Annotated in this window: 16 protein-coding genes; 11 read left to right on the forward strand and 5 right to left on the reverse strand. The window is 41.9% G+C overall.

Annotated elements, in window-relative coordinates; genetic code table 11:
- The first annotated feature begins 10 nt into the window (after positions 1 to 10).
- The 3 genes from AC5EUN_RS04715 (at position 11) to AC5EUN_RS04725 (ending at position 2797) form a co-directional block, all read left to right on the forward strand.
- Entirely contained in the window at positions 11 to 1330 is a 1320-nt protein-coding gene (locus AC5EUN_RS04715; protein WP_004696178.1) for an adenylosuccinate synthase, read from the forward strand.
- A 201-nt stretch (positions 1331 to 1531) separates the two neighbouring features.
- Positions 1532 to 1837 carry a hypothetical protein gene (locus AC5EUN_RS04720; RefSeq protein ID WP_004696180.1) on the forward strand — a complete coding sequence of 102 codons (306 nt, stop codon included), beginning with the start codon at positions 1532 to 1534 and terminating at the stop codon, positions 1835 to 1837.
- A gap of 186 nt (positions 1838 to 2023) precedes the next feature.
- Positions 2024 to 2797, forward strand: coding sequence for a M48 family metallopeptidase (locus AC5EUN_RS04725; protein WP_004982314.1), 774 nt, complete (start codon positions 2024 to 2026; stop codon positions 2795 to 2797).
- 125 nt (positions 2798 to 2922) lie between these two features.
- On the opposite strand, the gene AC5EUN_RS04730 is transcribed toward AC5EUN_RS04725, so the two are convergent.
- Both AC5EUN_RS04730 and crp read right to left on the reverse strand, forming a co-directional pair.
- Entirely contained in the window at positions 2923 to 3972 is a 1050-nt protein-coding gene (locus AC5EUN_RS04730; protein ID WP_010327126.1) for an NADP(H)-dependent aldo-keto reductase, read from the reverse strand.
- A gap of 186 nt (positions 3973 to 4158) precedes the next feature.
- The gene (gene crp, locus AC5EUN_RS04735) at positions 4159 to 4866 is read right to left on the reverse strand and encodes a cAMP-activated global transcriptional regulator CRP (RefSeq protein WP_004696183.1); all 708 of its coding nucleotides are present in this window, start codon (positions 4864 to 4866) and stop codon (positions 4159 to 4161) included.
- Between the two features lie 147 nt (positions 4867 to 5013).
- Here crp and AC5EUN_RS04740 point away from each other — a divergent pair, with 147 nt between their 5' ends.
- From AC5EUN_RS04740 to AC5EUN_RS04750, 3 genes are all read left to right on the forward strand, one after another.
- Positions 5014 to 5436: an OsmC family protein gene (locus tag AC5EUN_RS04740; RefSeq protein WP_010327125.1), complete on the forward strand. Its 423-nt coding sequence runs from the start codon at positions 5014 to 5016 to the stop codon at positions 5434 to 5436.
- A gap of 390 nt (positions 5437 to 5826) precedes the next feature.
- The gene (clpB, locus tag AC5EUN_RS04745) at positions 5827 to 8406 is read left to right on the forward strand and encodes an ATP-dependent chaperone ClpB (RefSeq protein ID WP_010327124.1); all 2580 of its coding nucleotides are present in this window, start codon (positions 5827 to 5829) and stop codon (positions 8404 to 8406) included.
- A 227-nt stretch (positions 8407 to 8633) separates the two neighbouring features.
- Positions 8634 to 9920 carry a DUF945 family protein gene (locus tag AC5EUN_RS04750; protein WP_010327123.1) on the forward strand — a complete coding sequence of 429 codons (1287 nt, stop codon included), beginning with the start codon at positions 8634 to 8636 and terminating at the stop codon, positions 9918 to 9920.
- A 123-nt stretch (positions 9921 to 10043) separates the two neighbouring features.
- Here the strand turns inward: AC5EUN_RS04750 and rlmKL are convergent, their stop codons facing one another.
- The gene (gene rlmKL / locus AC5EUN_RS04755) at positions 10044 to 12248 is read right to left on the reverse strand and encodes a bifunctional 23S rRNA (guanine(2069)-N(7))-methyltransferase RlmK/23S rRNA (guanine(2445)-N(2))-methyltransferase RlmL (RefSeq protein WP_010327122.1); all 2205 of its coding nucleotides are present in this window, start codon (positions 12246 to 12248) and stop codon (positions 10044 to 10046) included.
- A gap of 231 nt (positions 12249 to 12479) precedes the next feature.
- Here rlmKL and AC5EUN_RS04760 point away from each other — a divergent pair, with 231 nt between their 5' ends.
- From AC5EUN_RS04760 to AC5EUN_RS04780, 5 genes are all read left to right on the forward strand, one after another.
- Positions 12480 to 12833 (forward strand): hypothetical protein, encoded by a 354-nt coding sequence (locus AC5EUN_RS04760; protein WP_010327121.1) that lies wholly within the window; start codon positions 12480 to 12482, stop codon positions 12831 to 12833.
- A gap of 286 nt (positions 12834 to 13119) precedes the next feature.
- A complete protein-coding gene (locus AC5EUN_RS04765; protein WP_004696193.1) occupies positions 13120 to 14136 on the forward strand; it encodes an aspartate carbamoyltransferase catalytic subunit in 1017 nt (338 codons plus the stop codon).
- A 10-nt stretch (positions 14137 to 14146) separates the two neighbouring features.
- Positions 14147 to 15382 (forward strand): dihydroorotase, encoded by a 1236-nt coding sequence (locus AC5EUN_RS04770; protein WP_010327120.1) that lies wholly within the window; start codon positions 14147 to 14149, stop codon positions 15380 to 15382.
- A gap of 160 nt (positions 15383 to 15542) precedes the next feature.
- Positions 15543 to 17000 (forward strand): OmpA family protein, encoded by a 1458-nt coding sequence (locus AC5EUN_RS04775; protein ID WP_010327119.1) that lies wholly within the window; start codon positions 15543 to 15545, stop codon positions 16998 to 17000.
- Positions 17001 to 17215: 215 nt separating this feature from the next.
- Positions 17216 to 18136 carry a hypothetical protein gene (locus AC5EUN_RS04780; RefSeq protein WP_010327118.1) on the forward strand — a complete coding sequence of 307 codons (921 nt, stop codon included), beginning with the start codon at positions 17216 to 17218 and terminating at the stop codon, positions 18134 to 18136.
- Positions 18137 to 18226: 90 nt separating this feature from the next.
- Here AC5EUN_RS04780 and AC5EUN_RS04785 read toward each other — a convergent pair whose 3' ends face one another.
- Positions 18227 to 19636 (reverse strand): short-chain fatty acid transporter, encoded by a 1410-nt coding sequence (locus AC5EUN_RS04785; protein WP_010327117.1) that lies wholly within the window; start codon positions 19634 to 19636, stop codon positions 18227 to 18229.
- 133 nt (positions 19637 to 19769) lie between these two features.
- Positions 19770 to 20399 (reverse strand): CoA transferase subunit B, encoded by a 630-nt coding sequence (locus AC5EUN_RS04790; protein ID WP_010327116.1) that lies wholly within the window; start codon positions 20397 to 20399, stop codon positions 19770 to 19772.
- Positions 20400 to 20401 lie beyond the last annotated feature (2 nt).

Raw genomic sequence — 20401 nt, forward strand, 5'->3', positions numbered from 1 at the left:
TGAGGCTATTATGGGCAAGAATGTTGTGGTACTCGGTACCCAATGGGGCGACGAAGGTAAAGGTAAAATCGTCGACCTGCTCACAGATCAAGCGGCTGCGGTCGTTCGTTATCAAGGCGGACATAACGCAGGTCATACACTTGTCGTTGGTGGTAAGAAAACTGTATTACACCTCATTCCATCTGGTATTTTACGTGAAAACGTACTGTGCTTAATTGGTAATGGTGTGGTGCTTTCTCCTGAAGCGCTCATCAAAGAGATGGACATTCTTGAAAAAGAAGGTGTGCCAGTTAAAGAACGTCTACGTATTTCTCCGAACTGCCCACTGATTTTGCCAAATCATATTGCTCTTGACCAAGCGCGTGAAATCAAGCGTGGTAATGCAAAAATTGGTACCACTGGTCGTGGTATTGGTCCTGCATATGAAGACAAAGTTGCACGCCGTGCAATTCGTGTTGCAGACTTGGTTCGTGGTGGCGAGCATCTTAAAGCTCAGTTAACTGAACTTCTTGAGTACCATAACTTCCAATTAACACAATTCTACGGCGTAGAAGCAGTTAAATTAGAAGATGTACTTGCGCTGTGTGATCAATGGCGTGAAGTGGTTGCACCACTTGTGATTGATGTCACTACAGAGCTGCATAATTACCGTAAAAACGGTGACAACATCATGTTTGAAGGTGCTCAAGGTTCACTTCTAGATGTTGACCATGGTACATATCCGTATGTAACGTCTTCAAACACGACTGCTGGTGGCGTAAGCTCAGGTTCTGGTTTGGGTCCATTACATCTTGACTATGTATTGGGTATTACCAAAGCATACACAACACGTGTAGGTGCAGGTCCGTTCCCAACTGAGTTGGTTTATGACGCTGCAAATGACGTAGGTGATGCGATTGGTAAGCACTTAGGGACTGTAGGTTCTGAATTTGGTGCCTCTACAGGTCGCCAACGTCGTTGTGGTTGGTTCGATGCTGAAATCCTTCGTCGTTCTGTAGACGTAAACTCACTTTCAGGTATTTGCTTAACTAAGCTTGATGTTCTTGACGGTTTAGAAGAAGTGAAAATCTGCGTAGGTTACGAAGCAGCGGATTCTGGTTGTGTTGGTTCTTCTGATGCGCTTGCATTTGAAACTTTAAAACCAATTTACGAAACAATGCCAGGTTGGTCTGAGTCTACGTTTGGTGCGAAATCAATGGATCAATTGCCACAAGCAGCGATCAACTATGTAAAACGCATTGAACAATTAATCGAATGCCCAATCGATATCATTTCTACAGGTCCAGACCGTGAAGAAACGATTGTTTTACGTCATCCATTTGACGCTTAAACGATAAAGCATTGAGTAAAAAACCCTGTCTCGTACAGGGTTTTTTATTTGTGCGATCCATCTGTACAATGAGCGTTACAGATATTGATTTAAGCTGCTGAGCTGGAATGATTTTCCCGACTAAAGTTGCATGAATAAGCACGACATAGTGTATAAGTGCTTGTTAGAATAAAATGCACAATAAACAGATGAGCAGGCAGGATGCAAAAGAATATCGCGGGAACTATTTTTTACTCACTACTTTTTGCTATGGGTGGTGCGCCAACAATCGCGATGATGATTATTCAAGGGCAAACCACCGATCCAGACGTGATTTATAGTGCGCTCATTGGATTGTCTGTGATTATTGCTTGTATCTTGGTGCCGATCATTCTGCTCCAAAATGCATTTCTGTTTGCAAAGCGTAAAAGTGCGACCCTTGAGGAAAAAATTGAACCTTTAAGCCACCTGTATTTGGGTTTAAATATCCTGTGTTTGGTTTATTGGCTTTTAATTCAGTTTATGTAACTAGGTTTAAGGTGGCGTGTAGATAAGGCTTTACCGCTGAAATTTGGCTTATTGTACTTAATTGTGAAGATATTTTTACATAATTGCTATGATAAAACGCGGTGATGATATTTAACACTTTAAATCTATTCAATATAATTCAGCACATTATGTAAAATGCTTTGAGATGGATGGAGTTAAGCAATAATGAAAAATAAAATATTAATGAGTTTGTGTGCAGCAAGTGTGGTTACCATTTCAGGTTGTGCAACTTTTGCGGAAGTGGCAGGTGCAGACACTGCAACATTAAATGCAGCAGCAACCCAAGGCTTCAACAAAACAGTGAATGAAGCGCGAAGCACAAAGACCTTAGATACCTCATCTACGACCTATAAGCGTATTTATGGTGTATTCAATCGCTTGAAGCCATATGCCGATCAAATGAACCAAACTGGAACGAAATTTGACTGGCAGTTGGCAGTACTTAAGTCAAATCAGGTCAACGCCTATGTTGCACCTGGTGGTAAGGTAGTATTCTACACAGGTATTGTAGATAAATTGAACCTAACGGATGCTGAAATTGCAGCGGTGATGGGACATGAGATGGTGCATGCTTTAGAAGAGCACTCGAAGAGTAAAGTGGGTGCGCAGGCATTAACGGATTTGGCATTGGGTATTGGTTTAAGTGCGGCAGGTGTAGGTCAAACAGGTTCAGCAGCAGCGCAGCTAGGTAGTCAAATTGGTATTGGTTTGCCTTACTCACGTAGCTTAGAAAGTCGTGCAGACCAAGGTGGTTTAATGTTGATGGCTAAAGCAGGCTATAACCCTCAAGCCGCAATTAGTCTGTGGGAAAAAATGAATAAGCTTGATGGAGCAGGCGGTTCTTCATTCCTGTCGACACACCCATCAAATAGTCAACGTATTGAAGCAATGCGTAAGAATTTAGCTGCTGCTCAAGCGGTTTATAATCAAAGACGTTAATTTATCTTTGAGTAAAAAAGGACGCTAAGGCGTCCTTTTTTAATGTCAGTTGATGATTTTGAAAAGTATAAATTATTTGTGACAGGTGAAGTCGTGTTTCACCTGAACAGCTAACTAAGAAATATCTATGGCGCAGGATTAGGTTGTTGCTGATGGATAGCTTGAATACCCTGTAAAACTTCTTCCGATAAATCTATCTCAAAGGCTTGGATATTTTCTTTCAACTGGTCTAAGTTGGTCGCACCAATAATCGTACTGGTCACAAAAAACTGCTGCTTGATGAAGGCTAAAGCCAGTTGCGTCGGCGTTAAACCGTGATGTTCAGCCAGCTGTGCATACTGTTCTGTTGCCCATTCACTCTCTGGGTTGCTATAACGACTAAAGCGGCTGAAAAGCGTCACGCGAGCATTCGCTGGGCGTGCACCATTGCGGAATTTACCTGTGAGATAGCCAAAAGCGAGTGGGGAGTAAGCGAGTAAACCAACGTCTTCATATTTCGCAATTTCTGACATGCCAATTTCATAAGTACGGTTCAATAGGCTATATGGGTTCTGCACACTGACAAATTTAGATAGACCAAGCTGCTCTGCAATTTGTAGAAACTTCATGGTGCCCCATGGTGTTTCATTAGATAAACCAATATAACGAATACGCCCTTTTTGAATCTCTGCTTCTAATGCTTGTAGTGTTTCTTGTAAAGAGGTCACGGTTTGCGTGTTTTGGGCTTCACTGTTTTCATAGCCTAATTTGCCAAAAAAGTTGGTTGGGCGTTGTGGCCAGTGTAGCTGATATAAATCAATATAATCGGTCTGTAAACGCTTTAGGTTGCCATCTAGGGCAGAAGAAATGTCGCTTGCATTAAAACGAGTCTGTCCATCACGAATATGACTACCACCTTGAGATGGCCCCGCAATTTTAGAGGCTAAAAATAGCTTGTCTCGACCGCCGCGCTGGGCAATCCATTGGCCAATAATACTTTCGGTTGCACCTTGGGTTTCAGGTTTTGGAGGAACAGGGTACATTTCAGCAGTGTCCCAAAAGTTAATGCCTTGCGCTAAAGCATAATCAAGTTGTTCAAAGGCTTCAGCTTGAGTGTTTTGCTCACCAAAGGTCATGGTGCCGAGACAAATTTCAGGGACCAAAATGCCTGTATTGGCTAAGGGTTTAAATTGCATTCAACATTTCCTTTTATGGACTGCGTTTTTTCGGTCGAATTAGGTTAAACAGTTATGCCCAGTAGGTTAAATCACTATTTTTACAAAGTTTGTCATGATTTTGTCAAAGCAGAAGCAGATTTAAAGACATAAAAAAAAGCAAATCCTAAGATTTGCTTTTGGCTGTATCAGCTATGGAGAAAAGTCTTATTCTTCGTCTTCATAGTCATCAGCATTCGCTTTTGACTCTTCTAAAGAGGCATCAAAAATTAAGATGGCTTTACCATCAGTTTCGATCATGCCTTGCTCTTCGAGTGTTTTCAAAACACGACCAACCATTTCACGTGAACAACCGACAATACGTCCAATCTCTTGACGCGTAATACGAATTTGGCGGCCATTTGGTAAAATCATCGCTTCAGGTTGCGAAGATAAGTCGATTAGGCAACGTGCAATACGACCTGAAACGTCGATAAATGCAAGGTCAGTCACTTTACGAGTGGTATTTTTTAAACGGCGAACTAGCTGTGCAAATACTGCATAGCTTAGGTCAGGGTATTGTTTGCTGAGCTCATGGAAGTTTTCATAAGTCACTTCAGCAATTTCGCAGACATCACGGGTACGCACTTCTGCAGTACGTTGTGAGTTTGCTTCGAATAGACCCATTTCCCCAAAAAAATCACCCGCATTTAAATAAGCGACCACGATTTCACGTTCATCGTCTTCACGCAGAATAATGGAGACCGAACCTTTTAAAATCAAATATAAAGATTTAGATTCTGAGCCTGCATCTACGATGGTGGTACGCTTAGGATAACGATTAATATATGCGCGTTTTAATAATGCTTTGACTGACTCGGGGAGTTGACCTGGAGACAGCGCATCAGTGCTTAATTGTGAAAAGCTTGAAGTCATGCTAACGGTTCCGAAAATGGATAAAATATAGATCGCACAGACCTAGGGTGAACTTGTCACACAGTCAGAGCTGAAATTCCTTATCAACTCAATTTATGTTAGTGTACAGTCACTTCGTCAATCTATAGCTTTTTTTAGGTACTTGCAATGCAAACAACTGTTCATTGGTTAGAGAATGTTGCTTTCGAAGCAAAAACTCAAAGTGGTCACAGTGTTATCATGGATGGATCGCCAGAATATGGGGGTGAAAACCGTGGTCCAAGACCAATGGAATTGATCCTGACAGGGCTGGGTGGTTGCGCTTCTTTTGACATCGTAACCATACTTAAAAAATCACGCCAAGAAATTAGCGATGTACGCTGTGAACTCAAGGCAGAGCGGGCAGATAGCATCCCTGCAGTGTTCACAAAAATCCACTTACATTTCGTGATTACGGGTCATGCGGTGAAGGAAAAACAAGTCGCAAAAGCTGTGGAATTATCGGCAGAAAAGTACTGTTCTGCGAGCAAAATGTTGATGGATGGTGGGGTTGAAATTACCCATGATTTTGAGATTATTGAAGCAAATTAAACGCTGACTTTTAAGTCATTTGAGGCTGATCTAGTGATCGGCCTTTTTCATGCTTCACGCTTTTGTTTTGATTCCGTAAACTGGGACACAATTCATCACACGAATAAATAGAAAAATGCGTTGCTTGTTTGATTAATAATTGATCAAATGATTTTGGTTGTCACGGATTGATAGGTCGTCGTGGTCTTTAATACATAAATAATCTAGGTTGGCGCTTGAAAATAAGGCGGATAAGACCCATCTTATAACCGAGTCTTATGAGTTTATTCTTAAGATAAACTAATGAAAAATAAGTTAAAATGTAGAAAAATTAATTAAATTTGAATTGAATTTTGAGCAATTGTTCCCATATATCCATCAAGTTCGAAATTTGTTGTGAGGAAAACAAGAATGCGATTTGAAAAATTCACAAACCGCTTACAGCAAGCTCTCTCAGATGCTCAATCACTTGCAGTGGGGAAAGACCATACCGCAATTGAAGGTATTCATATCTTATCAACATTGTTAGAAGAAACCTCTAATCTGAGTTTGTTGCAGCAAGCGGGTGCCAATTTACCTGCTTTACAAAGCAAATTAAAACAAGCGCTAGCTGATGCACCAACACTGACAAATCCTACAGGAGACGTCAACTTAAGTTCAGAGGCAGTCAAAGCACTGAATTTGGCAGATAGCTTCGCGCAAAAAGCAGGTGATGAGTTTTTGTCTACCGATTGGGTGATGCAAGCCTTGGCCGAAGTGGGGGCAACTAAAACGCTACTCAACAGCGTGGGCGTACAAGCAGACAGCTTACGCAAAGTCATTTTAAAAATTCGAGGTGATGAGAAAGTCATGAGCAACAATCATGAAGATCAACGTGATTCTCTGAATAAATACACCATTGATTTAACTGAACGCGCACTTGCAGGTAAGTTAGATCCTGTGATTGGGCGTGATGACGAAATTCGTCGTACCATTCAAGTTTTGTCGCGTCGTACCAAAAATAACCCCGTGTTGATTGGTGAACCAGGGGTGGGTAAAACAGCCATTGTTGAGGGCTTAGCACAGCGGATTATTAACCGTGAAGTGCCTGAAAGCTTACAAGGTAAACGTGTTTTATCCTTAGATTTGGGTTCATTGCTTGCAGGTGCTAAATACCGCGGCGAGTTTGAAGAGCGCTTAAAAGCAGTACTGAAAGATTTGTCTAAACAGGATGGTGAAGTCATTTTGTTCATCGACGAATTACATACGCTGGTAGGCGCAGGTAAAGGCGATGGTGCGATGGATGCAGGCAATATGCTCAAACCTGCTCTGGCACGTGGTGAGTTACGCTGTGTTGGTGCAACAACATTAGATGAATATCGCCAATTCATTGAAAAAGATGCTGCACTAGAGCGTCGTTTCCAAAAAGTGTTGGTCGATGAGCCGAGTGTGGAAGACACCATTGCGATTTTACGTGGTTTGAAAGAGCGCTACGAAGTGCACCATGGTGTGAAAATTTTAGACTCTGCCATCATTGCAGCAGCGAAAATGTCACATCGTTATATCACCGACCGTCAATTGCCTGATAAAGCGATTGATTTGATTGATGAAGCGGCTTCTCGTATCAAAATGGAGCTGGACTCTAAGCCAGAAGCTTTGGATAAACTTGAGCGTCGTTTGATTCAATTGAAACTGCAACTTGAAGCAGTGAAAAAAGATGAAGATGCAGGTAGTCGTGCGGAAGTCGCTCATCTTGAAAAGCAAATCAGTGAAGTTCAACACGAATACAATGATCTAGAAGAAGTTTGGAAAGCTGAAAAAACCTTAGTTGAAGGCACCAAACAAGTTCAAGCTGAATTAGATCAGGCGCGTATTGCGTTGCAAAAAGCGCAGCGTGAAAACGACTTGGGTGAAATGTCGCGTCTTCAGTATGGTGTGATTCCAGAGCTGGAAAAACGTCTCAATGAAGAAGAAGTCGTTGAGGAAAAAGAAGAGCCAAAACTACTGCGTAACAAAGTCACTGACAATGAAATTGCAGAAGTCGTTAGTGCTGCTACGGGCATTCCAGTGGCTAAAATGATGCAAGGTGAACGTGAGAAACTTCTCCATATGGAAGAGTTCTTACATAACCGTGTCGTCGGGCAGGATGATGCTGTGGTTGCAGTATCTAATGCGGTTCGTCGTTCGCGTGCGGGCTTGTCTGACCCGAACCGACCGAGCGGCTCGTTCTTATTCTTGGGCCCAACTGGTGTTGGTAAAACAGAGTTGACCAAAGCACTGGCAAACTTCTTGTTTGATAGTGACGATGCCATGATTCGTATCGACATGTCCGAGTTTATGGAAAAACACTCTGTCAGCCGTTTGGTGGGTGCACCTCCTGGTTATGTTGGCTACGAAGAAGGTGGTGTGTTAACCGAAGCTGTACGTCGTAAACCGTATAGTGTCGTGCTGTTCGATGAAGTGGAAAAAGCACATCCTGATGTGTTTAACATCTTGCTCCAAGTGTTGGATGATGGTCGCTTAACGGATTCGCAAGGTCGCGTGGTTGACTTTAAAAATACTGTGATCGTCATGACATCGAATTTAGGTTCGAGTGATGTGCGTGAGTTGGGTGATAATCCTTTGGATGAAGAAGTTCGAGCAGTGGTGATGAATGCCGTGGCGCAACATTTCCGTCCAGAGTTTATCAACCGTATTGATGAGTTAGTGGTTTTCCATTCACTCAAAAAAGCGCAAATTCGTGGTATTGCCGATATCCAATTGGATCGTTTACGTGATCGTTTGGTTGAAAAAGATATGCGCTTAACGGTGGATGATCAAGCCTTTGACTTATTGATTGACGCTGGTTTTGACCCAGTTTACGGTGCTCGCCCATTGAAACGTGCCATCCAGCAACAGGTTGAAAACAACTTAGCTCAAAAAATATTGTCGGGTTACTATGTGGCTGGAGACAATATTATGATCACTGCACAAGATGGTCAGTTGAGCTTTGACAAAGTGAAAATGAGTTAATTGTGTAAATGATTCATTGAAACTAAAAACCCAGCTTCGGCTGGGTTTTTTATTGCGGGATAGAAATGTTAAAAGATGACATTTTTAAGCCAAAATGTGACCTAAGTTTTCACATTTATGTGATGGGTGTGGCATCTAAGTGATTTATTTGCAAAACAATTATCTTTATTTGAAGATTCTCTTTATAATTTATTTTAATAAAAAACAAACAACTTGAGATAGAAGAAATGACTCAATTGAAGTGGGGTATTGGAGGCGTACTTACGCTTGCTGTGGTCGCAGTAGGGGGTAATCTTTATGCGGATAAAAGTTTGAAGGCTTATTATCAACACAGCACCAAACAGTCGAATGATTTAAAGTTGCAATATCAACAATTTCAAATGGGTGCTTTAAATGGCAGTGCGAACTGGACCGCTGAATTAGTACTAGACCCATGTAAACCGAAAGAAGTGATCCAATTGAAGGGGCAGGATCATATTCAACGGAGTTGGAATGGATATGCGATTCGTTCAGATATTAATATTATGCAAGCACCTGGCGCACTTCAGTCTTTGTTGAAGGAACCACTTAAAGTACAAAGCAAAGTGAATTGGTTGGGTACTTTGAATAGTACCTTGACTACGCCAGTGATTACCCGCAATGAGGCTCAACTCCAGTCTAGATTAGATCCGATGACATTAAAGTTTCGGGCAAAACCGATCGAACAACAGTTAAAGATACTGGATTTACAGCTTGAAATTCCGAATCTCACAGTCACCGATCCAAATATACATTTGCAAATGGTGGGGCTAAAGCTAGAAAGTAACCAAGGGCTGAATGGTGAGTATCTTGAGGCGGGTGAAACCAAAATTAAGATGGATCTACTGAAAATGTCAGATCGAGATATCAATAAACCGATCAATGCCGAACTAAAGAATTTTAGTATAGAAACACAAAGTGAACTGACAGACCGAGTTGTAAACACTGAAATGTTATTGCGTCTAGATGAAATGAAAATGCCTTCAGCGCCCGCTGTCCAAAACGTACAGTTTAATTTTAATGTACTCGATATAAACCGACAGAAATTACAGACGCTGTTTGATATTTTGGCGAAAAGTGAAAACAGTTGTTTGGCAAAAGAGGCCGTGGAAAAAGATATGGAGCCTGCTTTATTGGCAGTGATCAATGAAGGTTTCCGTTTTGAATCCAAAGAGAACCAATTTGCTATCGGGGAAGGGGTTGCACAAGCGAGTGTGACGGGGCGTATTATGCCGAGTCATCAATCGACGGTGATGGGTATGGTGAAAATGATGCCGAGTTTAATGGAATACAAAGCAGATATTCAGTTTGATAAAAATATGATCTCGCGCATCATGAATAATTATCTGCAAAAAGGAGGCATCAGCATGTCTGATCAAGAGATCGAAAGCATGCTTTCGACGATGCAGAGTTCAGGGCAGGTGAAACGTGAAGGGAATGTCATGAAAATGTCAGTTGATTACAAATATGGGCAAACCAATTTCCTGACTGAATAATGCAAAATATGATGATCTAACATAATAAAAGGGACGTATTTCGTCCCTTTTTTATATCTGAAAATTGTCTAATGCAAAATTTAGCGAAGATGAAAGAGCTGCTGGTATTTCATCTTCAGTGCATTAGTTTTTTGGGTGGGTAATTTTCCAAGCACGGTGAATTTTCTGATTGCGCTTGAAATCTGGCCCAATCGTCTCTTGGGTGATTTCTTCGACATCAAAGAACGCCAAAATTTCTTCGTCCATTTCAAAACCACGGTAGTTGTTTGAGAAGTACAAAGTACCGTCCGTGGTTAAACGGTTCATCGCGCGTTTGAGCAAGGATAAATGGTCGCGTTGTACATCAAAGGTACCGTAGAACTTCTTCGAGTTTGAGAAGGTTGGTGGGTCAATAAAGATCAGCTCATATTGCTCATGACCTTCTTTTAACCACTCAAAACAGTCGCTGGCAAAGAACTGATGTTGTTCATCGGCATGATCGACCGTTAAGCCGTTCAAGACGAAGTTCTCTTTAGACCAGTTCAAATAAGTATTTGAAAGATCGACGCTGGTGGTACTTACTGCACCGCCTAAAGCTGCATGTAAGCTGGCTGTAGAGGTATAGCTATACAAGTTCAAGAAGTGCTTACCACGTGCTTCTTGTGCAATGCGTAGGCGGATTTGACGGTGGTCTAAGAACAAGCCAGTATCTAAGTAATCGGTTAGGTTAACTAAGATTTTTGCTTTGCCTTCCTGCACGATAAAACGCTTAGAAGCAGTACTTTGCTTGGTATATTGAGTTTTACCTTCTTGGCGAGCACGTGTTTTGATAAAAATCGCATCACGGCCTAAACCTGTCACCGCACGAATTGCCTGTAAAGCAAGATTGAAACGCTTTTTGGCTTTTTCAGGATCGATTTTTTTCGGTGGCGCATATTCTTGGACATGTAAGCGTTCGCCATACAAATCGACTGCAACGTTAAAGTCTGGAAGATCGGCATCATATAAACGTAAACAGTGAATGTTTTCTTTCACTGCCCATTTCTTTAAGGTCTGCATGTTCTTTTGTAAACGGTTAGCAAAGTCTTCAGCGCCTTCAATTGCTTCAAACTGTTGCGGTTGCCATGTTTCCAAGAACGGCTTGATCACTGCAACAGGTTTAACTGAACCTGAACGCACGTAAATTGGCAGTTTACCATTCATTAAACGCATGGTTTGCGGGTCATTCAGCGCCAATACATCGGCTTGCTCAACGGCTGCTGCGATAACTGCTGCGGTTTGATTTGGGAAGTTCTTTTGCAGTAAAGCAGATAAGCCTAAATATAAAGCACGGTTTGAAGCTTTATCACCTAAACGCTCACCATAAGGTGGGTTGGTCACAATAAAGGCTGTTTTTCCTTCGGCTTCAAAGTTCGGCCAGTCGGCTAAAGTCCGTTCTTCGATTTGGATCTGGTCAAGTACACGTTCAAAACCAGCAGCAATAATATTTTGCTTGGTGGCTTTTACTGCTTCCCAGTCTGCATCAAATGCGTAGAACTTAGGAAGAGGTTGTTCCAAGGCTGTTTGATGGCGTTCAGCTGCTTCTGCTTTAATGCTCATCCACAGATCATGATCATGGCCATTCCAGCCATTGAAACCGAAACGACGAACTAAACCAGGTGCGCGGTCAGTCAGCATCATCAATGCTTCAATAATGAACGTCCCAGAACCACACATGGGGTCAAGGAAAATATCGGGTCTTTTTGCAAGGAGCTTAGCTTTTTGTAAAATCGCAGCAGCTAAGTTTTCTTTAATTGGGGCATCGGTCATATAACGACGGTAGCCACGTTTATGCAATGAATCACCAGATAAGTCTAAACAGTAGGTGTGTTCAGTTTTTCCTGCGAGTGCATAAATGGTAATTTCAGGATGCTTAATATCAATACTTGGACGCTTACCGACAGCTTCCATGAATGAATCGACGATACCGTCTTTTACACGTAGAGTTGCAAACTGGCTGTTCACCTTAATTTCACGTTCAATATGTAAACGAACGGCGAAGGTGCTTTGTGGTGCAAAAATTAGCGACCAATCAAAGTTCATTGCACCTTCATAGAGCTCTTCAGCAACATCACGTGCGTCATGGCTAAATTCCAGTTCATGGACATGAATTGGTGTGAGTACACGCGAAGCAAGACGCGACCACATACAAATGCGATAGGCATGTTCCAGTGTACCTTTGAAAACTAAACGCCCAGGAAAACGTTCAATGTTTTGAACACCTAAACCTTCTAATTCTTCTTGGAGTAAGGTTTCTAAGCCATCGGCACACGTAACCCAATAGCTGCTTAAACGCGAAGCGGTTTTCATAAATTTGAGAGACCAAAATAAAACAAAATAAACTTGCTAAAGTTTAACGTATTTTGCCTCTGAATGGTTTTTTAAATATGCCTCTACTCAGCGGAAATATCAAAATAAATGAATCACCATGTGAACAATAACGTTTTTGGTACGTATTTTGCTAAATCCTTGCAAGTTTAATTTGCTGACTGATTTCTGATAGATCGTTAGTAAATATTTTTCACTTGAAAGGGGATGAATATGTCGACCAAGTTAGATCGCGGTGTTGTAAGTCATGCTGATGCTTTTTCAATTGCAACTTTACTTTATGCACGTCTGCGCCGTGTATCGGGGCGTGTAATTGATGTGATGTATTTGGTGGAAAATCCAAGTTACGCACGTCAGATGGCAGAGCTTGCTTTAAGTACAGAAGATGCTGAACTGATTCGATTGGTGAGTCGTTTAGACAGTGTCATGGATGTTTTTAACTATGAAGAAACAGCCGTGATCGAAAAACCTAAACAGGTCGACACGACACGACATGAGTTAGATGCCACTGAAGAAGAAATCTACCGTGCCCAAGTGTCACATCACTATATTGGCGCTTTACGATAAGAATCGCTAAAGTTGGATCGCTCTCGCAAGAGAGCTTTTTTAAATGTCCGCTTGGGATAAATGAGATAAGAAACTCTATGGAATTGATATTTATAGCAATTTGATGAACTCTGAATTTGGCTAATTTAGCCTTTGATGGTTTAATTTAACTGGTTGAAATAATAGATAAGAATTTCATAATCTTAGTTTTGAAGCCGATGATAATTAAGGCAATTGTTTTAAACTGAGGTCCAAATCAAAAAGAAAATCTGTATAATGCGTTAACTTAACGTACAAGGAATCTCTCATGCACTTGGCAGCATTGCATACTCCGAGTCAGATTCAACTCAACCAAGATGGTCATCTCAAACACTTCCTCACCATCGAAGGCCTTTCTAAAGAAACTCTTACAAAAATATTGGACACCGCGCAGTCCTTTTTTAATGACCAAAATCAGCTGATTACCAACAACCTCTTAGAAGGTCGAACGGTAATGAACCTTTTCTTTGAAAACTCAACCCGTACTCGTACCACTTTTGAAGCAGCGGCAAAGCGTCTTTCTGCAAATGTATTAAATATCGATATCGCACGTTCAAGTACTTCCAAAGGGGAGACGCTCAGAGACACTTTATGGAACTTAGAAGCGATGGCTGCGGATATTTTTGTAGTACGTCATTCTTCGTCGGGTGCGGCACATTTTATTGCCCAAACCGTTTGTCCGCATGTCGCAATTATCAATGCAGGTGATGGCCGTCATGCGCATCCAACACAAGCTATGTTGGACATGCTGACCATTCGCCGTGAAACCAAAAAGAAATTTGAAGATATTTCAATTGCCATCATTGGTGATATTAAACACTCACGCGTGGCGCGTTCAGATGTTGCTGCATTACAAACTCTGGGGTGTAAAGACATTCGCGTAATTGCACCGAACACGCTACTGCCATACGGCTTTGATGAATATGGTGAAGGTGTACGTTTATTTAATAACATGGAAGCTGGGATTCAAGACTGCGACGTGATTATTACCTTACGTATTCAAAATGAACGCATTGATTCGCCTGCGCTGTCATCTCAAGCCGAATTCTACAAAATGTACGGTTTAAACAAAGAACGTCTTGCGATGGCAAAACCTGATTGTATCGTGATGCATCCGGGGCCTATGAACCGTGGTGTAGAGATTGATTCCAGTATTGCTGATGGTCCACAGTCTGTGATTTTAAATCAGGTGACCAATGGGATTGCTGTACGTATGGCAGTTTTGGCGCTTGCAATGCAAGGTCAACTGCAAGAGCAAGGTTTGTTAGACGCGATTGCGGGATAAGGAATAAGTCATGACTGTTGTAAAAATTGAAAATGTACGTGTTCTTGACCCAATTCATCAAACAGATGCGGTTCAAACGGTGTATATCGAAAATGGCAAGTTGGTTGCTGAAACAGCCAATGTCACTGAAACAATTGATGGTCAAGGCAAGTGGTTGATGCCGACCATGGTAGACTTATGTGCACGCCTACGTGAGCCGGGTCAGCAACAGCACGGGACATTAAAATCAGAAGGTCGTGCTGCGCGTGAAAATGGTATTTTGCATGTGTTTACACCGCCAGACTCAAAACCGATTGTACAAGACAATGGTGCTTTGATTCATGGTCTGATGGAAAAAGCGATGCTGGATGGCGGCATTTATCTTGAAGTGATTGGTGCTCAAACCCAAGGCTTACAAGGTAAGCAACCTGCAAATATGGCGGGTCTCAAAAAGGGTGGTTGTACAGCCGTTTCAAATGCCAGTGCGCCTTTTGCAGATGACGATGTGGTGCTGCGCACTTTAGAATACGCAGCAGGCCTTGGTATGACGGTGGTGTTTTATGCCGAAGAACCGCAAATTGCCAAAGATGGCTGTGTCCATGAGGGCTTTGTGGCATCGCGTCAGGGCTTACCAACCATCCCTGCGATTGCCGAAACCATTGCCATTGCCAAGTATTTGTTAATGATTGAAGCGACAGGTGTTCGTGCCCACTTTGGTTTATTGTCTACAGGTGCTTCTGTTGATTTGATTAAAATCGCTAAAGATAAAGGTCTACCAGTCACATGCGATGTGGCGATGCATCAGCTGCATTTAACAGATCAGCTGATTGATGGCTTCAACTCACTTGCACACGTCCGTCCGCCACTACGTGCAGAGTCGGATAAAGAGCTTCTTCGCCAAGGCGTGAAAAGTGGCGTGATCGATGCGATTTGTACGCATCATGAACCGCTGAGCAGTTCGGCAAAGCTGGCACCATTTGCTGAAACACAACCGGGCATCACCGCTTTTGATACCTATGTAGCTTTTGGTGTGCAATTGGTACGTGAAGGTTTATTTAGTCCTTTGGAATGGGTCGAAAAAGTCACGATTGCACCTGCCACGGTAGCCAATATGCTTGAACGTTGGACTGCTGAAGCAGGCTGGGTATTGGTTGATCCTGAGTTAGACTGGATTGTGAATAAAGACAATATTTTGTCGCAAGGTAAAAATACACCTTTGATCAATCAAGTGGTGAAAGGAAAAGTTCTAAAAACTTTTGCAGCTTAAATATTGCATTAAATGTGGATTAAAAAGTCAGCTTCGGCTGGCTTTTTTATTGGGCCTAGATAAAACTGATGCAAATACAATATTTTACAAAGTATAAAAAATGAACAGATAAACTGGAAAATGACGATGAAAACAATGAGAAAAAGTGGGGTAAGACTTCATGAATGTCGATTTTATGGATTTACTAAAACAAAATGTCTCTGCAATTGTTTTAGAGGGTGATACACAACATTTACTTGAAAAAAATCAAGCAATTCAATCCTTTTTACCAATTTTACTGTCTATATTAAAGTCAAAATCTGAACTGATTCCTGCATTTCAGCAGCAGTTGAATCCACGTCTCAATGATGCTTTTGCCTCGAATGTCAGTCTCAAGCAACAGTTTTTGGAGCATGTCCGCGGGGCAGCACCCGCAGATGAAATTGAAAGTACCTTGAGCCGTTCGATTACACCTGCATTAGCATTTTTAGCCACAGAGGCAGGCTCTTCAGAACCTGAAGCGATTTCCCATTTACTACAAGTCAACACAGATTCCATTAGTCGTGCGTTACCTGAGTGGGCAACTGCATTACTGGCCGGATTGGGGGTAAATATCTTACAAGGACAAGCTACACATGTTGCACCTGCAAGCGTACATGCTACAAAAGTAGATGAGAAACGGTCATTTTTACTGCCAGTTTTGGCTTTAATTATTTTTGCGGCATTGTTTGCTTTTATTTTTAGAGCCTGTACCGAAAAAGCCACAACTGAAACAGCACCTGCTGCAAATGTGAATTCCAGCCAACCTGCTAAATTTCAAATCATCACAGGGGCAACAGGAGATTTGGTCACTTGCCAAATTTTCTCAGCCAATGCGGCTTATGTTGAAATTTTGCAAAAAGAAGTAAAGCAAATTTTTAATAACAGCATCGGCTGTGGTGCCGATATGCAGAGTATGTATCACACTGAATTTATCGACCAAGATGCGATACCCAGTGTAATCAGTGCATTGAAAGGTGTGCCGAATGTAAATTTAACCTGGTTTGGCAATCAGTTATCGATTCAATCACAAGATCCAACCAATGCACTTAAAGTGGCAGATCAAATTAAACCTTTACTGCGTAATATGACAGTTGTGACGCAGCAACCACTGGATGTCAATCGTGCCGTGGATACCAGTATTAGTGATGCTGAGCGTGCGCTGGCAGAAATTAATCCTGAGCAAGTTCGAGCATTAGATGTTGCCACGGCATTGAATTTGCAAATTATTAACTTTGATACAGCTTCATCGACGATACCTGATGTCAATAAGTCGATCTTGGATCAGGCCGCAGCGCTGATGCAAAAAGCACCGCAAGTCAAACTGACCGTGATGGGGCATACAGATGCAACGGGAGATGCGGCAGTCAATAAAACTTTATCGCAAAATCGAGCACAAGCGGTGGTGGATTATTTAATTTTTAAAGGCGTCGATCCTGCGCAGTTGAGAGCGATTGGTTATGGGCAAGAAAAGCCAATAGCAGATAATCAAACCGATGAAGGCAAATTTAAAAACCGTCGTATTGAGTTTGAGGTTTTAAATACAGACTCGGGTGTGGTGCGTGAAGTGGATGATCGTGGTGTTGAAAAGGCCAACTAAACGATATTTTAACCCTGCTACGGCAGGGTTCTTTTATATAGCTACTCGCATAAAAGCTTATTTTTTGGTTAAATACGCTGCGAAAAACAACAGCCTTATGGTTTTATAACAATGATGAAGAAAACAATTTTTGCCAGTCTAATCTTGAGCAGTTTATTTTAAGTGCTTGTAACCGAACCGAGAATAAAACAGAAACGGTTGCTGAACCGCAAGAAATGTCAGATTGGAGTTGTACGGCTCCTGCCAACGTTGAACAAATTCAAGCGCATTTAAAAGCTGAATACTTAAAAGCCCTAGACCGCCGTCTGCGTGATAGCCGTGAATATGAGGCCGATGAAAAATTATTAACACAGATTAATAACGGTATTCGCTTTGAAATTAAAGGGATTTCAACGACTACAGAAAAGCCTGAAACTGCGAAGCAATTGGACTGCGAAAGTCAGTTGGTGGTGATTTTCCCGAAAGGTTTACAGAAACGTGCTGAAAATGCGTTTTTAGCGCGTCCATGCGAAGAGTGTGAGGACGGTTATCAAAGTACTTTGCGTGATGTCTTAGAAGAGGGGGAATATTCACTCAACTTAGACAACGATCAGCTACAAGGTGCATTTAGCTATAACATCATTAAAACGGATAAAGAAGGCATTAGCCTCAATGTACCGAATCAAAATGGTGTGATTGATGGTGTAGTGTTGGTGACTCAGCATGCGGTTCAGTTTGCGGCGTATGAAAAAGAAAATGCCGAAATACAGAAAAATATAAAACAATATAATGAGCAAGAAGTTGCGCAGATGGAACTGGCACAGAAAGCCATGAATATTCGTAAGAAGGAATTGGACGCTGACCAAGTCAAAGTGGTGGAACGTCTGAACCAAACTTGGGACAATTTCACTGAGGAACAAAAACAGCAGCTACAACAAGACCAAACGGAGTGGTTTGAAAAGCGTGATGTGGACTGTAAAGTGATTTCCCAAAAAAGTGTCTACCAAATGACGGATAGTGAAAAAGAAACCTATCAAAAGCAGTCGCAATATTGGGATGATGCTTTACGTGCCCAAGATCAACAATTGCAATATACCAAGTGCTTTAATCAAAAAACTAATGAGCGCATTGTGTATTTAAATAATGTGTTTAATTAGTTGGGCTACATTGAAAATATGCTTTATAGAATGAGAAAAGGACGAATATGATTCGTCCTTTTTTATTTAGATTGTGTTTTTTGTCCTTGTTTAGAAGGTAGGTGGCATATAGGTCAGGCTGCGGCCTAAAATCCAAAGCAGGAACAGCACCAAAGGCAGATGGAAAACCAATTGAGTGACGGTAAAGCCGATTACATCTTTGGCTTTTAATTTGAGAATGCCGAGCATGGGCAGCATAAAAAATGGGTTGATTAAATTCGGCAAGGCTTCAGCAGCATTATAGATTTGCACCGACCAGCCTAAATGCACTTTCAAATCATGTGCAGCTTGCATGACATAGGGTGCTTCAATAATCCATTTACCGCCGCCAGAAGGAATGAAAAAGCCTAAAATGGCAGAATATAGGCCCATCACAATGGCAAAGGTTTCTTTGGAGGCAATCGAAACAAAAAACTCAGCAATATAATGTGATAGTGATAAATCATGACTGTTCAAGGCTTGCGTCATCATAAAGGCGATACTGCCATACAGAGGAAACTGAATAAGAACACCTGAGACCGCTGGCACGGCTTTAGTGACAGCATTGAGGAAATTTCGTGGCGTACCATGCAGTGCAATACCCAGCATCAGGAAAATAAAGTTGTAGGTATTTAGGCTTGAAATGGCCAAGATCGGATTACTTTTGCTGAACTCATTGAACATCCAAACTAGACCCAAGAGCACAATCAATATACTCAATAAAGGTGAGTTCTCTAACCAGTCTCCTGGGCGTTTTGTGGTTGGTGTTGGTTTAGCTTCTTCCTCAAACTGGATGGAGAATTGATCAATGGTTTTAATGTCTTGCCCTTTGGGTGCAGACCAAAATGCAATAGCAATCGATGCAATAATCAACACAGCCGTCATGATCATCGACTGAGGTAAGAAAATGGTTTCGGTGAAGGGAATCACGCCGGTTAGATTGTAAATTGATTCGGGCAGGCTGGCTTTGTTGGCTTGCAGTTGTGCCGCAGAAGAACTAATACCTAAGGCCCACGTCGCTCCCATACCAATAATCGCGGCGGCAGCGGCAGCACGATAGTCCATATTGAGTTCTTTGCGTTTAGCTAAAGCAATCACCAGCAGGGCAGTCAGTACTGTACTCATGGCCCAGTTAATCAGCGAAATTAATAAACTGACCGTCGCAACAAGTACAATCGCACCACGTCCACTATGGGGAATTCGAGCCATTTTTTGAATCAGCAGCTCTACAGGCTTTGAAACAGAAACCACATAACCAACCACAATCAGCATACACATTTGTAAGGTAAAAGGAATCAGACTCCAAAAACCATCACCAAAGGACACTGCGACATCTTTGGCAGGTGCGCCAATGCTGATGGAAGCAATTGCGACGATCACGACACCCAATAGGGCAAAAATATAAGAGTCTGGAAACCATTTCTCCGACCAATCACTGACACTTAGTGCAAAACGTTGCAAAATATTTTGAGAGTTTTCCATGCATTGATTCCATTTTTATCTATAAGGTATGAATTTTTGATTCAGCCTATCCGTGCTGATAGAAATGCCTTTAAAACAGGATCGCTGCTTTAAAGACATTGGATTATTTTTCTATTGTATAAATGATGTCGAATTAGCGGATGAGGGGAACACCTGTCACTTTTTGAATATCTTCAAAACTGACATCTTTCGCCAGTTCAACTAATTTCACACCTTCCTGCGTAATGTCCATGACACCGAGGTCAGTAATCACGCGATGTACGACATTTTTACCTGTCAGAGGCAGGCTACACTGCTCGACAATTTTCGGTGTACCATCTTTTGCAGAGTGTTCCATGAGCACCACCACTTTTTGTACTCCAGCAACCAAATCCATTGCACCTCCCATACCTTTGACTTTTTTACCCGGAATCATCCAGTTGGCCAAATCGCCATTTTGTGAGACTTCCATTGCCCCTAAAATGGCGATATTGACATGACCTCCACGGATCATGGCAAAAGAATCTGCACTAGAGAAAAATGCGGCGCCCTGACGTGCAGTAACAGTTTGTTTCCCAGCATTGATTAAATCGGCATCGACTGTTTCGGCTGTTGGAAACTCGCCAATACCTAACAATCCATTTTCAGACTGCAACCAGACGTTGACGTTTTCAGGAATATAGTTGGCCACCAGTGTGGGTAAGCCAATGCCTAAATTGACATAAAAACCATCTTCCAGCTCAAGCGCTGCACGTTGTGCCATTTCATTACGAGACCAAGCCATGG

Source organism: Acinetobacter sp. CAU_H_S170_2 (assembly GCF_058890445.1).

Excerpts from the sequence above, each read along its gene's own strand:
- clpB (WP_010327124.1), top strand. The coding sequence starts at position 5,827 with ATGCGATTTGAAAAATTCACAAACCGCTTACAGCAAGCTCTCTCAGAT.
- AC5EUN_RS04790 (WP_010327116.1), bottom strand. The coding sequence starts at position 20,399 with ATGGCTTGGTCTCGTAATGAAATGGCACAACGTGCAGCGCTTGAGCTG.
- AC5EUN_RS04725 (WP_004982314.1), top strand. The coding sequence starts at position 2,024 with ATGAAAAATAAAATATTAATGAGTTTGTGTGCAGCAAGTGTGGTTACC.
- AC5EUN_RS04715 (WP_004696178.1), top strand. The coding sequence starts at position 11 with ATGGGCAAGAATGTTGTGGTACTCGGTACCCAATGGGGCGACGAAGGT.
- AC5EUN_RS04775 (WP_010327119.1), top strand. The coding sequence starts at position 15,543 with ATGAATGTCGATTTTATGGATTTACTAAAACAAAATGTCTCTGCAATT.
- AC5EUN_RS04740 (WP_010327125.1), top strand. The coding sequence starts at position 5,014 with ATGCAAACAACTGTTCATTGGTTAGAGAATGTTGCTTTCGAAGCAAAA.
- AC5EUN_RS04750 (WP_010327123.1), top strand. The coding sequence starts at position 8,634 with ATGACTCAATTGAAGTGGGGTATTGGAGGCGTACTTACGCTTGCTGTG.
- AC5EUN_RS04760 (WP_010327121.1), top strand. The coding sequence starts at position 12,480 with ATGTCGACCAAGTTAGATCGCGGTGTTGTAAGTCATGCTGATGCTTTT.
- AC5EUN_RS04780 (WP_010327118.1), top strand. The coding sequence starts at position 17,216 with ATGTCAGATTGGAGTTGTACGGCTCCTGCCAACGTTGAACAAATTCAA.
- AC5EUN_RS04785 (WP_010327117.1), bottom strand. The coding sequence starts at position 19,636 with ATGGAAAACTCTCAAAATATTTTGCAACGTTTTGCACTAAGTGTCAGT.
- crp (WP_004696183.1), bottom strand. The coding sequence starts at position 4,866 with ATGACTTCAAGCTTTTCACAATTAAGCACTGATGCGCTGTCTCCAGGT.
- AC5EUN_RS04770 (WP_010327120.1), top strand. The coding sequence starts at position 14,147 with ATGACTGTTGTAAAAATTGAAAATGTACGTGTTCTTGACCCAATTCAT.
- rlmKL (WP_010327122.1), bottom strand. The coding sequence starts at position 12,248 with ATGAAAACCGCTTCGCGTTTAAGCAGCTATTGGGTTACGTGTGCCGAT.
- AC5EUN_RS04720 (WP_004696180.1), top strand. The coding sequence starts at position 1,532 with ATGCAAAAGAATATCGCGGGAACTATTTTTTACTCACTACTTTTTGCT.
- AC5EUN_RS04730 (WP_010327126.1), bottom strand. The coding sequence starts at position 3,972 with ATGCAATTTAAACCCTTAGCCAATACAGGCATTTTGGTCCCTGAAATT.
- AC5EUN_RS04765 (WP_004696193.1), top strand. The coding sequence starts at position 13,120 with ATGCACTTGGCAGCATTGCATACTCCGAGTCAGATTCAACTCAACCAA.